General features: G+C 57.5%; 11 protein-coding genes. 6 read left to right on the forward strand and 5 right to left on the reverse strand.

Features of this window, described 5'->3' with window-relative positions; genetic code table 11:
* On the forward strand, positions 1–377 hold a 377-nt coding region (locus VMJ32_18355), incomplete at its 5' end, for an HU family DNA-binding protein (GenBank protein HTQ40983.1).
* Here VMJ32_18355 and VMJ32_18360 read toward each other — a convergent pair.
* The gene (locus VMJ32_18360) at positions 374–589 is read right to left on the reverse strand and encodes a hypothetical protein (GenBank protein ID HTQ40984.1); all 216 of its coding nucleotides are present in this window, start codon (positions 587–589) and stop codon (positions 374–376) included. The genes VMJ32_18355 and VMJ32_18360 overlap by 4 nt on opposite strands.
* Positions 590–755: 166 nt before the next feature.
* Between VMJ32_18360 and VMJ32_18365 the strand changes: the two genes are divergently transcribed.
* The 4 genes from VMJ32_18365 (at position 756) to VMJ32_18380 (ending at position 4,316) form a co-directional block, all read left to right on the forward strand.
* Positions 756–1,157, forward strand: a complete 402-nt coding sequence (locus VMJ32_18365) for a GntR family transcriptional regulator (protein ID HTQ40985.1) — start codon at positions 756–758, stop codon at positions 1,155–1,157.
* A gap of 95 nt (positions 1,158–1,252) precedes the next feature.
* The gene (locus VMJ32_18370) at positions 1,253–2,176 is read left to right on the forward strand and encodes an ABC transporter ATP-binding protein (protein HTQ40986.1); all 924 of its coding nucleotides are present in this window, start codon (positions 1,253–1,255) and stop codon (positions 2,174–2,176) included.
* Positions 2,170–2,871 carry a hypothetical protein gene (locus tag VMJ32_18375; protein HTQ40987.1) on the forward strand — a complete coding sequence of 234 codons (702 nt, stop codon included), beginning with the start codon at positions 2,170–2,172 and terminating at the stop codon, positions 2,869–2,871. The genes VMJ32_18370 and VMJ32_18375 overlap by 7 nt, the downstream gene beginning before the upstream one ends.
* A gap of 11 nt (positions 2,872–2,882) precedes the next feature.
* Positions 2,883–4,316 (forward strand): hypothetical protein, encoded by a 1,434-nt coding sequence (locus VMJ32_18380; GenBank protein HTQ40988.1) that lies wholly within the window; start codon positions 2,883–2,885, stop codon positions 4,314–4,316.
* A gap of 150 nt (positions 4,317–4,466) precedes the next feature.
* Here the strand turns inward: VMJ32_18380 and VMJ32_18385 are convergent, their stop codons facing one another.
* Both VMJ32_18385 and VMJ32_18390 read right to left on the reverse strand, forming a co-directional pair.
* Positions 4,467–6,884, reverse strand: a complete 2,418-nt coding sequence (locus tag VMJ32_18385; protein ID HTQ40989.1) for a hypothetical protein — start codon at positions 6,882–6,884, stop codon at positions 4,467–4,469.
* Positions 6,885–7,042: 158 nt separating this feature from the next.
* Positions 7,043–9,427: an endonuclease gene (locus VMJ32_18390; protein HTQ40990.1), complete on the reverse strand. Its 2,385-nt coding sequence runs from the start codon at positions 9,425–9,427 to the stop codon at positions 7,043–7,045.
* A gap of 168 nt (positions 9,428–9,595) precedes the next feature.
* Here VMJ32_18390 and VMJ32_18395 point away from each other — a divergent pair, with 168 nt between their 5' ends.
* Positions 9,596–10,747 carry a DUF4432 family protein gene (locus VMJ32_18395; protein ID HTQ40991.1) on the forward strand — a complete coding sequence of 384 codons (1,152 nt, stop codon included), beginning with the start codon at positions 9,596–9,598 and terminating at the stop codon, positions 10,745–10,747.
* Positions 10,748–10,885: 138 nt separating this feature from the next.
* Here the strand turns inward: VMJ32_18395 and VMJ32_18400 are convergent, their stop codons facing one another.
* Entirely contained in the window at positions 10,886–11,893 is a 1,008-nt protein-coding gene (locus tag VMJ32_18400; protein HTQ40992.1) for a fatty acid desaturase, read from the reverse strand.
* 415 nt (positions 11,894–12,308) lie between these two features.
* A complete protein-coding gene (locus VMJ32_18405; GenBank protein HTQ40993.1) occupies positions 12,309–14,612 on the reverse strand; it encodes a S9 family peptidase in 2,304 nt (767 codons plus the stop codon).
* Between the last annotated feature and the right edge of the window lie 7 nt (positions 14,613–14,619).

The raw sequence follows: 14,619 nt of genomic DNA on the forward strand, positions 1-14,619 counted from the left end.
TCGTTCCTTTATTCACGCACCCGCAAGGAGGGTCCCGTATTATGGGGAAAGTTGCCGTGTCAAACGCTAAAAAAGCTCCGTCAAAAAGTGAAGTTCTCGCCAACATTTCCGAGGCCACTGGCGTCGCCAAAAAAGAAGTCAGCGCCGTGCTCGAAGCGCTCAGCAGCGAAATCAAAAAGTCGATGGGCGGAAAAGGCTCCGGCGTGTTCGCCATTCCGGGCCTGGTCAAAATCGAAAAGAAGAAGGTTCCCGCCCGCCCCGCTCGGAAGGGTGTGCCTAATCCCTTCAAGCCCGGCGAGTTGATGGATGTTGCGGCCAAACCGGCCAGCACCAAAATCAAAGTTCGCGCTTTGAAGCAACTCAAGGCCATGGCCTAAGTTTTGGTTCCGTAAGTCAGTGCCGCCAGAACCAGTGCAGTAAAATCCCGCCGGGTGTCCTCACCCCAGTGATTCCAACTGATCACTGAGAACTGACCACCGACCACTGAATCCAACGGCCGCTTGAGCGTGTGTTTTGCGAGCATCTTGCCCGCAGACTCACGCCCAAGCGGCTGTTTTTTTGAGCTGGTTTCTCCGCGCTGTGCGAACATTCATGGATTGTGGGAGGGCGAGGCTCCTGCCGAGCTTTGCCTGAACGATTTCTTCTTTGTGTGCCGCAAATCCGACTCACTGCGTCCGGAATATATTTGCTTGCAAGCCGCGCTTGACATAAACTTACTGTACTGGTACAACTAGTACAGTGGGGAGTGAACCACCGTGCAATTCTCCATCAGCCCAACTTCCGGAGTTCCAATTTATCAGCAGCTTACCGACCAAATATGCGCCGCTGTGGCCCGCGGCCATTTGCGGGCGGATCAGCGGTTGCCCTCGGTCCGTGAGTTATCGCAACTGCTGGTCGTCAATCCCAACACCGTAGCTCGGGCTTATACTGAGCTGGAGCGAGAAGGCGTGCTTTACACGCGGCCGGGCCTGGGGGTGTTCGTGGCGCCGCTCCCCTCGCCGTTGTCGAAAAAATCGCGTCGCGAACGGTTGTTAGGCAACGTCGATCGCCTGCTGGTCGATGCCGTCCGCTGGGGATTCTCGTCCGAAGAACTTCTTGATTTCGTGGCCGAACGCGCCAAACAATATCAATGGAATCTGGCCGGAACCGCGTCATAAATTGTGCTAAACCGCAAGCGCGGTGCAAACACCGCGGATAAATGAACCCCTAACCCCTAACCCCTAACTCCTGCCCTTTACCCCCTTCGCCCGCCATGCCCGACGCCATTTCTATCCACCGCTTAACCAAGCACTATGGTTCGCGCCGCGTCGTCGATGTGGTGAACCTCAACGTGCCCACCGGCTGTGTGTACGGTTTTTTGGGCCGCAACGGGGCCGGAAAATCGACCCTCATCAAAATGCTGCTGGGCATGGTCCAGCCCGATGCCGGCCACGCCACGCTGTTGGGCGAAGATATTTCCCAACTGCGTTCCGCCAAGCGGGCCCGCATTGCCTACTTGGCCGAAGGGCACCCGCTGTATCGCTGGATGACCGTGGCCGAAGCCGTCCGTTTCACGCGCCGCTTCTACGATGTATGGCGCGACGATTTCCTCCGCAGCGTTCTTGATCACTTCCACCTTTCGCCGCGACAAAAAATCGGCCGCCTTTCCAACGGCCAGCGCGCCCAGGTGTCGCTCGCTTTGGCGCTGGCGCCTGATCCGGAATTGCTGATTCTCGACGATCCCACGCTGGGGCTCGATACCGTCGTTCGCCGCGATTTTTTGGAATCGATGATCCATCTCATTCAGCGCCAAGGCCGGACGATTTTTTTCAGCTCGCACATTCTCGGCGACGTGGAGCGCGTGGCCGACCGCATCGGCCTTGTCATGGACGGCGTGCTGCGCGTCGACTGCCCCACCGACCATTTCAAATCGTCGCTGCGCAAGGTGGCGTTGGAATTCACCGGCAGCGTGCCGGAAATTCCTCCGCTGGCCGGCCTGGTAAGCCGTCGTCAATACGGCGGAAAGCTGGAGCTCATCATCGTCGGCTACGGCCAGGAGCAAGCCGCCGTCGTGGAATCGCTCGGCGCTGCTTCCGTCGACGTGGCCGAGATGAATTTGGAAGACGCCTTCGTCGCCTACACCCGCGACCCCGCCCCGCCCCTGCCCAGCTTTGAACGGGAGATGGCGACATGCTAAAGACCATCGTGCGAAAAGAACTGCGCGAATTGCTGCCGTTCGTGGCCCTGGCGCTGTTGATCCAAATTTTTTTGATCTGCGCCGCCACCGGAGCAAACTTAGGTGGCTTGGCGTGGATTGTGTACGTGTTGCTGCCTAGCGCCGGAAACGGCGTCATCCCCTTCGTCGGCGATTTGTACTGCGTGGCGATGTTAGTTGTATCCGGTTTGTTGGCCGTCGCCGTGGGTTTGTGGCAAACCATGTGGGAAGCAAACCGCGGCACGTTTCAATTTCTTCTTCACCGGCCATTTTCACGAAGCGGCGTGATTGCCGCCAAGCTTTCGGTGGGCATCGCCCTCTGTTTGTTGACGGCTTTCTTGCCGCTGGTGTATTACGCCGTTTGGGCCGCCTCGCCCGGAACCAATGCCAGTCCCTTCGACTGGTCGATGACGACCAACACCTGGGTCAATTGCGCCCAAATTCCGTTGCTCTATCTGGCCGCCTTTTTATGCGGGTTGCGCGAAGCCCGCTGGTTCGGCAGCCGCTGCTTTCCGCTGGCGGCCGGTCTTCTTCTGCTGTTCGTGTTCTTGCTTTCGCAGGTGTTGTCAGTCTGGGTCGTTGGCGCTTCGCTGATGTTGCTGCTGCTATCGCTGGCCGCGGAAAGTTGTTTTGCGCTGGTCATTCTTCAAGTGGGCCGTACACGTGACTTTTCCTGATCGGTGTTGCCATGAACCATCGTGCTTCCCAATCCCGCGCAAGACCAATCCTCTTGGCCGCCGCTTTGGCTCTGGGTGCGTTGGGCCTTTGGATGGCTGCGTGGGGCATCGTCGCTTCCATCATCGATCAATGGACCTCTGGGAAACTGTGGGAATACTTACAGATCAATGGCCGGGGAGAAGTCGTGATCGAACAAGTTCATCGCGGCAGCGACATGACCTTCCGCAACACAGCCGGACAACCCATCACCGATCCGACGGCCATCTATCCCCGCCCTGGTTCCTCGTTGCCGGCCGACGACGCCGCACGCTTTCAGGGCCCGCTCGATTGGCCCCAGCGCATTGTTAGTTTCGAGGACGATCAAACCCCGCGCAACTTTTGGTATTTGGTTCGCGAAGCCCAGCCAAACGGCCACAATTATTTCGTTGGTTACAACAGCCAGTCGAAGCAGCGGATTGGCTATCTGTGCCTAGAAGGCTTCCGCAGCACTCCGCCCCCAATGGATCAGCAATTCGTCCTTTCCACGCAAAAAGTCGGCGGCGTTTTCGCCGGAAATTATCGCGAGGGCACGCAACCTACTAACTACACCTACCCTGCCGAAGTCGGCGATTTGGGGACGGCATTTCTGGTTTCCGACGCCAAGCTATTCGAAGTGAATTTCAAGCAGCGTTCTGTTCAATCGCTGCCTCTGTCCGGCGAAGCGCTTTCCGTGGCCCAAGCCTATGAACCGAACTCCGCATCGCTCAATTCCGGCTACAAGCGAGAAATCGCCGTCCGCACCTCGGACAAAGTGCTGATCTTGGATTACGATGGCAAAACGCTCCGCACGATTCTCATTCCGCCGGAACTGCGCGGTCAAGGCTTTGATGCGTACGCCTGGTGGAACCCAAACGCGGTGCTTGTGACCGATATTAGCGGCTGGGTCCATCCGCCGGAAGTTTATTGGGTGGACAACCAAGGACAAATCGTTCGGCATGAGAAAGTGGATTTGTACGTCAATCCTCCCACCGATCCTCGGCTGATTTCCTGGGGCTGCGCTTTTTTGATGCCCGCGCCGCTGATTTTTGGCCCCATCATGTTGATCGACGCCCCCTTGGCCGATGTGCTCAATGGCAGGCAGCCCGCTTACGCCGCCGCGCTGGCCCACTGGTGGAGCGCCGCTTGGCCGGCCCTGTTGGCCGTTTGTGTGCTGGGCGTCGCCGTGGGCATTTACGGTTTCCGCCGCCACAAACGCTTCAGCGAATTTGGGTCGATCCGCTGGGCCGTGTTCGTCGCTTTGCTGGGCGCGCCGGGCTTAATCGGCTATCTATTGCATCGGCGCTGGCCAGCGACAGAAAAATGCGCCCATTGCGGCACGGTCAGTCCCCGCAATCGCGATGCTTGCCTGGCTTGCAGTGCCGAATTTCCGCTCCCGCCGACCAAAGGCATCGAAATTTTCGCCTGAGGAATCTTGACTAGCAGAAGCCATCAACTCCACAAAAGACCAAGGGCTGCAATCCCTAGATTTTTTGTGGAGTTGTCGCGAGCCGCTGGGATATCCCGGCAATCCACCCAGCCCTGGCCACTGCGGCATTACCGCGGCATTACTGCGGCATTACCGCGGCACGGCCGGAGCCGAGTTTTCGGTGGGCGAAATGGGCGATCCGGGCGCTGCCGGATTGGGACGTGCGGCGATGCGCTGCTCCGTCGGGGTTTTGCCGTCGCCGTAGAACAGTGTCGTTTCTTCCGATGCCAACTTCGAGCCCATCGACGGACAGTTGACTTCGACGCGGAACACATGATTGCCCGGCTGATCGGCGCGGGCGGTGATTTTCAACACGACCTCCGAGCCCGCAGAGATCGAGGCGATGGGTTGGAACACAACTTGTCCGGGCGAGATTTCGTTCTGTCCGCCTTGGGCAGCGATCGGTTCAATTCCATTGGAAAAGAAGCCGGCGACGTCGACGTTTTCCGCCGCCTTCGTGCCGCGGTTGCGAATGTGCACCTCATACGACATTTCGTCTCCCACGGCTAACGGTCCTGGCGGATCGCTGACTTCCAGCTTCAGATCGGCCAACGCTTCCACATTGGTCGTGGCCGCGGCGTTGTCGTACAAATCGTTGGTCGCCGTGGTCAAAACTTGCAGCCGGTTGGCGCCCGGCGCGTTAAGAGCGCACGAAAATTGCAATTCCTGTTCGGCGCCGGCCCGCAGGCTGGGCAAACTCCACACGATTTTGTTTTCGCTCTCTACGAACTGTCCGCCGGGGCTGGAAACATACTTGGCGCCCGGCGGCAGCACCGCCGAGACCGAAATGTTTTCGCTCGTGGCGTTGCCCGGGTTGGCGACTACCACGTTGTAGCTGGCAGGCGTGCCGGCAAATTTGATTTCAGGACCCGTCAAGCTTGCCTTCAGTCCGGCGCGGCGAACCAGCACCTCTTCAGCCACTTCGGCGTGCAGGTTTCCGTCGGCAACCGCCATCGCCTTGACGGACAATTTTCCAGCCTGCCGAGCGGAAAGTTCCACTTCCACCGGCTTGGTTTCGCCGGCGCGAATCAGGCCAATTTCCTGCCGCGTGGGAGCGCCTGGCCCGCCGTCGACCGGCGCCAGCAACAGCTCCACGTTTTCCGCATCGCCGGTGCCCGGGTTGCTCAACGTCAGTTTATAAAGTTTGGTTTGTCCATAGAGTATTTCTGACGGGCCATCCAGGGCCAGCGCGATTTTGGGTTCTTTTACTTCCACCATGGCTTGCAACGTGGCCGGCGCGCAGGCCCATTGCACGGCCAAATCGAAGGGACGGCTTTCCCGCGCCACCAGGCGGATGCTCAATTGTTCCTTGCTGTGCGATTCCAACCGCGGCAAACGCCACAGCAACGGTTCGCCACGGTGTTCGGAAGCGGCCAGGGTTTCGCCGGTAGTCACTTTGGTGCCCAATATTTCCGACCATTCGGGAGTTTTGATCGACACCGTCACGTTTTGCGCCGCCATCTCGCCCGTGTTGGAAATGGAAACGTTGTACGTCGCTTCTTTTCCAACCGAAATGCTGCGCGGCCCCGTGGTTTCTACCGCCAAGACCGGACTCTGCTCGGAAAACAGCACGTTGTCGTTGGGAATCGCAATCGGTTTTGTGAATGTGGAAGCCCGCGGAGTATCTTCCTGCGAGCTGACGGCATCGGTATCGGTTGTGGTGCTTGTGGCCGTCGAAGGAGGGCGCCGTACCGCGTTGATCGGTTCGCCGACGACCGGCGTCCTGGGCATGACCGGCACCGACGCGACCGCATCGCCGGATTTAATCGTCATTGTATCTGGAACCGGTCGGTCAGCTTTGGGAGATAACGATGTGGAGCGGAGGTCAGGCATGTTCGGCGGAGGCGAAGAAGCATCAAGAGCCGCCACTTTTTTGGCAGAGGCCGGCGCCGTCAAGGGACCAGCGACAACCGGAGCAGTAACCACCGGCGCATTAAACACCGGCGCTGCCGTGGAAGCGTTGGGCATTTCGACCACCGGCGGATGCAATTCCGCGGCGGGAGTTGCCCCCGCAGTGGGCGATTTGCGTACAGCCGAAAGCCGCTGCTGCAAACTCCGGAGCGGACTAATCATGGAATCGCTGCTGTCTCCGGCGGCACGGCTTTTAGCCGTTGCGGAGTCTTGGTTGGAGTTGGTTGTGCCGTTGGAAAAGATGGATTGTGTCCCGCTGCTGGGCTGTTGCAGTGCATAGGGCGCGGCTGCACTATCGGGCTGGCCATTGCTCTGCGCGGCGCCAAATGGGGGGGCCATGGTATTCGCTGTGCCGCTGGACGATGATTGGCTGGGCGCGCCGAAATTCATGTCTTGCGCTTTGCGTGTGACGCTGAAGGGATCCGCAGCGTCGGCCAATAAGACCGGCTCGCTTCGGTCATTACCGCCCGTGGTGTTCCACGATGCGTAACGATTGGAGTTCTCGCTTGTGCTTGGAATGACTTGCCCATGAACCTCGAAGGTAATGAGCAAGCCAACCGCCACAAACAGCCCAAGACCAATGAATGCTGAGCGCATAGCTTTCCATCCTAGACAAAGGCCGAGTTGAAACTGTCGTAGCGGTTTATCGGTCCGGCAGAGACTTCCGATGAAGCAAATTCTGTCGATTTTCTTGAGTTAACCGCGTGGGCAATTTAGAGAACCCGAATCTGTCGCCACTCACGATTTGAAGAACGCTAGCAGAAGCGTCGCCGCAACAAAAAGAGACCCCCGAAACTCAGCAGGAGAAGGGAAGACGGCTCGGGGACTCCCAAGCTGCTACCATGACCTGCATTTAACTGAGATAGCAAGGCTTGCATGTCAGCATAGCTAACGGCGCCGTCGCCGTTGACATCGCCGATGTCGAGCAGATCTGCGGGGGTCAAGCGATTATTGGTTTCGTAATAGTTCAGATCAGCCAGTGCCGCCAGCATGGGGGCGATGTCTGCCGCGTCGACATGATGGTCCAGATTAAAATCTCCGGCGCCGTACTTGGTGACGACGCCTGTCAGCGTGAGGGTTAACGGAGTGGCCTGAGCCACGGCTCCGGGAAGCGATGCGTAATCAGACAGCCCCAAGGAATAAGTGGCGGAGAAATTTCCAATGTTGGTAGTGTTCAGATCGGCCTGAAATCCCAGATTGCCGTTGGCCGCAAGATTATGAAACGTGGAAAGTGTGGTCGAAAGCGCGCCGGTATCGCCGCTTCCGAGAACGCTGTTGAGATCTAATCCGGCGGTAAAGCCCGCGGTGGTGACCAAGTTGTATAGATTGAATGGCGTTTGGTGGACGCCGGTCGATTGACCAAACGAACCCAAGTTGATGGTGATCGAGTCGGTATCTTGCGTGCTGCTAAAACTTGCATCGGCATGATTGAGCACGGTGGCGGAATAACCGACGCTGAGGGAGGAATACGTTCCTTCGCCACTCAAGCCGGCGCCGCCGTTTTCCGCCGTGGTGACGGCCAGTGAAAGCGAGCCAGACTTATTTCCGACTGTATTCAACATTCCGCCCAGGCTGCGGCTGGAGGTCGATGAAGCGGAGTTGAACAAGGCTGCAGAGCCCGTGATTTGCATGCCATTGGCATCGGTGGATGAAGTGCCGGCCACATTGACGCGGGTATAGGAGTTGTCGTCGCCCGTGGTGGTGAGATTGAACGAATTGCTGACGTTTGCTCCCACAACGACGCTGCCGAAGTTGACGTTCGACTCACTGGGGGTTACCGAGCGTTTGCTGAGCACCGCGCCGGAAATGTTAATGGTGTCGTTGGCGTCGGCGGAACCGTGGCCGGCGCCGGAGGTAGTGAGATCGGAATTGTGAAGCGTCACGATGCCACTTTTCAGTCCGTTGGTGGCGGTCGAGGCGTTCAATCCGACGGTAATGGTGCGGCTTTGCGTGCCGAAATCGATTCCTTGGCCGACACCGGCGGTAAGGTTGGTTGACCCACCGGCATTTGTGACGGCGTTTCCGGAGGTGGTAAGGTCAAAGGTTGTCGGATCTGCGCCGGTTTTGTTGAAAGCCACATTACTGGCGCCAAATGTGCCATTCACCATAATGCGTCCCAAGCTCACCGTGGCGGTGGACGAGCCATCAGAACCTACCGTGTCATTTCCCACCGATAATTGCGAATTGTTTACAATGTTGCCGCTAACTTTGTCGGTACCGAAAATCGCCCAGACGTATTCGGGATGGTCAATATAAGGGTTGCGATTCCCCTGGTAATACGACGGGTTCAGGGCGCTGCTGTAAACGTATTCGTTTAACCGCCGCTCGTAATTGTCGACGCCGTCCTCATAAACCCAATGCAGCAAAGCATCGAGATCGCCCATTTGATACGTGGACAGGGATGTGCCGCTGACAATCGAGAGATTATTCGTCGACGGAGTGCCTGATCCATCGTAGTAACGGGTGGCCATGTAGAACATGGAACGAGCGATATCGCCTTTGTCTTCGTCGCCTGGAAAAAAGTATGAGGGTTGATTGTTATACGTGCCGGAAGAGGTGCTGAGGCCGTAACCATCGTTGCTGCGGCCGGAATTGACACTTGAGTCGCAAGGCTTGAGTTCGAACTCATCGGTGCCGGCGTTCTTTGACGATTCGCTGACACTGACGCCCAGGAGCGATTGGGGCCACAAATGCTCTCGATTCCAGGTTACGCCGCCGGAAACCCAAACCCCGGGAACGTCATCGTCCGTGTAAATGCGAATCAAGTCGCCGGTGTTGTTGGGATCCTGACAGAGAATCGGCAGGTAATTTTTTGCATCGCCATAACTCCGGGCTACGAACCCAGCGCTGATGATATTGTGAAGATTCATGCGCAAGGTGGCGCCGGTTCCAGTGGCGGCGTTGTAATAGCTTGCCGGGGGGTCGTAGGCTGAGTTGTTCGGCGCTTCGTAGCCAAAGCCGGCAGCCAGCGCGGAACGATAGCTTAAAAGCAAGCCGGCTGCGAAAACAACCGCCGCGAGCCATCGGCGCAATCCCGAAAGACGCGCGGCGAGTTGATGCAATGTGTCAGTGATTTTGTGCGCGAGTGGACGAAGCAAATTCAGTGGTGTCGTTTGATCCGAAGTTGACTTCCACGCCATGCCTTTGATCCTTACTGATTTTGGTCAAAGTGCCATCTTAACTGACGCCTTAACTTTTGGCGCGTTCGTTTTTTGGTGCTTCGTTTTTCCTGTACCCTGATAGGGGGAATGAGAAGCGGCAGGGGTTCCCCCGAATGGGTAGGAGAACAGACTGGAAACGCAGATTGTATGGCATACAATCGTGTTTTGCTGGTTGATTTCTCATCGAGTTCTAACCGGGGCGTAATTGTGGCGAACCAACTTTCGGCTTTGCAAAATCAGTCGGCGCCTAATTTCGAAAACGCGCCGGTGCTAAATCCCGCGCAACTGGGGGGCATTGAAACATCGGTGCTCGATAACGGACCGGGCCGTGGCGTGCGCATTGCCTGGGTCAATACCGGCGGTGGCTTGCGATACAAAGTGGTCGTTGACCGGGGGCTGGATATTGCCGACGCGGAGTTTTTTGGACAATCGCTAACGTGGCATTCGCTGACTGGCATTACGGCTCCCACGGCGGCGTATGACCAGGGATTGGATTGGCTGTGGAGCTTTTACGGCGGCCTGGTGGTCAGTTGCGGGCCGTTGAATACCGGTGCGCCGTTTACGGAAGACGGAAAATCGTACGGGCTGCACGGCACGCACTCCAACACGGCGGCGATTGTGGAATCGATCGTGAATCCTGATCCGCTGCGCGGACAGTTGGAAATGAGCATTGCCGGGCTCATTCGGACGGCGCGCGTGTTTGGGCCGAACATCGAATTGCGGCGAACAATAACCAGCCGGCTGGGCGTGCCGGCGATTCACATTTCCGATGAATTTACCAACCGCGATAATCAGCGATTACCGCTGGCGTGGCTGCTGCACATCAATTTTGGTTATCCGCTGTTGGAGCCTGGGGCCAGTACGTATTGTTATCGTGGAGTGGTGAAAGCGATTCGGGGGGAAGATTGGTTTCGGCCGAATGTAGATTACAAAGCCGCTCCGCCGCCCATGGATGCTCACTGTGGGACGGGAGAGTTTTGTGCTTACGTTGATCCGGAAGTCGATGCGAGTGGGCAAGTGATTTCGGGCTTGGTGAACCGAACGCGCGGCTTTGGGGTGAAAATTGAACATTTGCGGCACGATTATCAACGGTTAGCCAACTGGCAGCATTGGGGCCCGGGCGGTTCGTACATGGGCGCCTTGGAACCGACGAATGCCGGCGTGGAAGGGCGACCGAAGGACGCCCAGCGCGGTTGGCTGCAGTATTTGGAGCCTGGCGAATCGCGCACGCTGCAATGCACCATTTCGGCCACGAACGATCAGACCGAGCTGCAGCGGTTGCTGGCGTTGAACGGGTGAGTGGGCGGTGGCCGGTGGTGAGTGGTCAGTTGTTGGCGGCGACGGCGGACGGTGGCTGAGCGTCTTTTTGCGCGATTGTTTTGGGGCGCGATGTGCAAAAGTCGGGCAAGTTTCTGCACTTTTCTCGAAGGAGATGCTTTACTCTGGCTTTTGCCAGGCGGGGACTTTGTGGACGACGTTCCAGGCGAGGCCGAGTTTTTCCAGGGCGCAAATGGAATAGTAGGTGAGATCGATTTCCCACCATTTGTGGCCGTGGCGGGCCATGCGCTGGTAGGCGTGATGGTTGTTGTGCCAGCCTTCGCCCCAGCCCAGCAGGCCGACCCACCAGAGGTTTTTGCTGTCGTCGGTGGTTTCGTAATTGCGGTAACCCCAGATGTGCGTGGCGGAATTGACGAACCAAGTGATGTGGTAGACCCAGACCATGCGGACGAACATGCCCCACACGACAAACGACCAGGCGGTGTAGGAATCCCAGAAAGCGTAACCGATGGTCCATAGCGCGCCGGCCAGCACAAAGAACCAAGCCAAAAATGTTTTGTCGAGAAAGCGGATGACCGGGTCTTTCACCAGGTCGGGTGCATAATGCTGGCCCATTTCGTCGTGCCATTTGCGGCCGAAGTTGGGCATGAACCAGAGCATGTGGCTCCAGAGTCCGCCATCGCGCGGCGAGTGCGGGTCGCCCTCTTTATCGCTGTGGGCGTGATGCTTGCGATGGTTGGCCACCCAGATGACGGCCGAGCCTTCGCCAGCCAAGCCGCCGAGGAAAGCGATCAGCCATTTCACGGGTCGATAGGTTTGAAAACTGCCGTGCGTGAGCAGGCGGTGGTAGCCCAAGCAAATACCAATGCCGCCGGTGAGCCAGTAGAGGCCGAGGAACAGGCCGACGGCTTTCCAAGTGAAGAAGAAAGGTGCGGCCAGCGCGCCGGCGTGAACGATGGCGAACCAAATGACGGTGCCCCAATCGACGCCGCCCTGCCAGGGATCGACGGGTTGGAGCGGTTTGGATGGGCGACGAGGGGCGAGGGGCGAGGGGTGCGAGGTGAGGGATGAGTGGCGATCGGCAATGGGTGGATCGGCGAGCGTGGAAGAAGTGGAAGAAGCAGTATTGAGTAAGCTGGCGCTTCCGGTGGGTTCCAACAGCGACATGAAAATCTCCCTATATGTCCACGAGTGATTGGATTTGTGATTGGCTTGCAGAGTTAGACCGGCAATTAATGCCGGTCGTCACATTGTGCTGCAGTCGGCGAACGGATTCGCCTCCTACAAACATCGTCGTGATTGTAGGGATTTCGCGATTTTCGAGTGTCATGGGAGCGCACGGCGATTGTAAAAATTGGGTAAAAGCCGGCGAAGCGGCCCAAAACAACCGGAAAACAAGGATTGATTTACCGCCGTGAGAACGCGGGACCCGGAGAGATTGGCCGCAAATGAACGCGAATACACGAGAATAAGGCAAATGTTTTTAGTGGAACTACGACTCTCCCGACAGACACAGTCGGGCTAGTGATCCAACCACTGATTAGCATTCATTCGCGTTTATTCGTGGCGATTTATGCTGGCTTCAATTCGTCGCTTTGACTTCGGCGGGTTTGTCGGCGGCGGTGGGCTTGTCGTCCGCAGGCTTATCGTCGGCCGGAGGCTTGGGCATGGCGGCGAGGGCGGCGGGGAGGCCTGGGACATCGTCGGCGCCGGTGGGAACAGTGATGGTTGAGCCCTCGAAAGCCGTGCCGATGGGCTCGTAGCGGCCACCCAGGATTTTCGCCAGAAACGCTTCCGAAACGGCGTTAAACGCCATTTCGTTTTCGGGGCGCGCAAAACCGTGCCCTTCGTCGGGGAACAGGACATAAGTGACGGGGATATTTTTATCCTGCATGGCTTTGACCATTTGCTCCGCCTCGCGCACGTTTACGCGCGGATCGTGTTGGCCCTGGCCGATGAGCAGCGGCTTCTTGATTTGATCGACCTTGGACAGCGGCGAGCGCTGCCAGAGAAATTTTTTGCCTTCCTCGGTCGTGAAATCGCCGATGCGGTTTTTCAAATCTTCGATGGCCGGTTCCCAATACTTGGGAATACTTTGGACCAGCGTGTTGAGATTCGAGGGACCCACTTCGTCGATGCCGCAGGCGAACACATCGGGCGTGAATGTCAGACCGACCAGCGTGGCATAACCGCCGTAACTGCCGCCGATGATGGCGATTTTATCGGGCTGGGCAATTTTTTCATTGACGGCCCAATTGACGGCGTCGAGCAAATCGGTGTGCATTTTTCCAGCCCATTCGCGGTTGCCGGCGTTGAAGAATTTTTTGCCGAAGCCCGTCGAGCCGCGGTAGTTCACGCTCAGCACGGCGTAACCGCGATTGGCCCACAATTGATGCTCGGGATTCATGCCCCAATCGTCGCGCGCATTGGGGCCGCCATGCACGTCCAGCAGCATCGGCACCGGATGGTCGGGCCGGCCGGTATGATTGGGATCGGTTCCTGGCGGCAGGGTGAGATAAGCCACCATGTTCAGGCCGTCGCGGCTGGGAATGATGACCGAGTGCATTTTTTGCAGCGGCAAATCGGCCAGCTCGGGACGGATGGCGAAGATGAATTTGGGCTGCTTGGTGTCGCGGTCGTAAAAGTAATAGCGCACGGGGCCATCGTCGGGCAAAATTCCGAGCAGCCATTTGCGATCGTCCAGGGTAGTGCTCACGATTTTAATGTCGCCGTCGCCCAATTGCTTGAGGCGGTTAAAATCGTCCTCCACTTCCTTATCGAAGAATTGCCACTTGGTCCGATCGTACGTGGTCGCCACGCCTTGAATGGTGTTTTCCGTGGGGTGAGACATCACGCCGTCGATTTCGCCCAACGTGCCGGCGGCAATGACTTTCTCTTCTCCGGTTTTCAGATTCATGCTTTTCAGCACGCCGGTGTCATTGCCGCGGCTGTCGATCATGTACAACACGTCGCCGGTTTTGTCGAACCCGGAAAGGCTGGTGGTTTCGTTGTCTTCCTTGCCGACTTTCAAAAAATCTTTCCAACCGCCGTTGCCATCGGGCTGCTGGTACAACGTGCCGCCGTCGGGAGTCATTTTTTCGGCAAACCGGACTTTATCATCTTCGTCGAGCACGAAGCCGGCGAAATCGGGATTTTGCTGCAGTAGTTTTTTTTCGCCGGTGTTGATGTTCACGAGATACAAATCGTGATAGCGCGGATCGCGGTCGTTCAGACCGATGACAATTTCCTCCGGGCGCCGCCAACTGACGGCTTCGATTTCGGCCCGCACTTTTTTCTTTTCCCCCTTTTCATCGACGGCATTGGCGGGGTCCAAGGGGGTAATATCTTTCACATCGCCGGTTTCTAAGTTAACGGCGAAGACGTGAAAGTTTTCGTCTCCCTTGTCGTCCATGGCATACAGGATGTGCTTGTCGTCGAAGGCCCAAAAGTAGCCTTCGATGGGACGTGCGGTTTCGTGAGTCACCGGCTTGGCGGCGTCGGGGTTGTCCATTGGCCCGACAAAAACATTGAGAACGCCGTCGCCATCACTGTTTTTCACCGGCGCCAAATAGGCCAGCCGTTTGGCGTCGTGGCTCATGCGGGCCATGGCTTTGTCAGGGTTGCCGAACAGCACGTCGCGGGGAATAAGGGGCGCGACCTGATCGAGCGGATGGGGCTGGGCGGAGGTAGTTATATCGGCGGATGCTTTATCGGATGAAGTTGGAGCGATAGCTTTGTCCGGCGATGCTGGGGCGGCATTTTTGTCTTGTGGAGGAGCTTCCTGATTTGGAGAACAGCCCGTCACTTGCCCGATGAAAATGGCGGCAACCAGGAGGGCGCCATAACTGCATAACTGCCGCACACGAGAATTTGCGAGAACCATCATCGCTGAG

The organism is Pirellulales bacterium, assembly GCA_035499655.1.
Classification (GTDB): Bacteria; Planctomycetota; Planctomycetia; order Pirellulales; family JADZDJ01; genus DATJYL01.

What these genes read in the sequence shown, in the direction of transcription:
- VMJ32_18360 (HTQ40984.1), bottom strand. Translation starts at nt 589, where the DNA reads ATGTTCGCACAGCGCGGAGAAACCAGCTCAAAAAAACAGCCGCTTGGG.
- VMJ32_18370 (HTQ40986.1), top strand. Translation starts at nt 1,253, where the DNA reads ATGCCCGACGCCATTTCTATCCACCGCTTAACCAAGCACTATGGTTCG.
- VMJ32_18375 (HTQ40987.1), top strand. Translation starts at nt 2,170, where the DNA reads ATGCTAAAGACCATCGTGCGAAAAGAACTGCGCGAATTGCTGCCGTTC.
- VMJ32_18380 (HTQ40988.1), top strand. Translation starts at nt 2,883, where the DNA reads ATGAACCATCGTGCTTCCCAATCCCGCGCAAGACCAATCCTCTTGGCC.
- VMJ32_18385 (HTQ40989.1), bottom strand. Translation starts at nt 6,884, where the DNA reads ATGCGCTCAGCATTCATTGGTCTTGGGCTGTTTGTGGCGGTTGGCTTG.
- VMJ32_18390 (HTQ40990.1), bottom strand. Translation starts at nt 9,427, where the DNA reads ATGGCGTGGAAGTCAACTTCGGATCAAACGACACCACTGAATTTGCTT.
- VMJ32_18395 (HTQ40991.1), top strand. Translation starts at nt 9,596, where the DNA reads ATGGCATACAATCGTGTTTTGCTGGTTGATTTCTCATCGAGTTCTAAC.
- VMJ32_18400 (HTQ40992.1), bottom strand. Translation starts at nt 11,893, where the DNA reads ATGTCGCTGTTGGAACCCACCGGAAGCGCCAGCTTACTCAATACTGCT.
- VMJ32_18405 (HTQ40993.1), bottom strand. Translation starts at nt 14,612, where the DNA reads ATGATGGTTCTCGCAAATTCTCGTGTGCGGCAGTTATGCAGTTATGGC.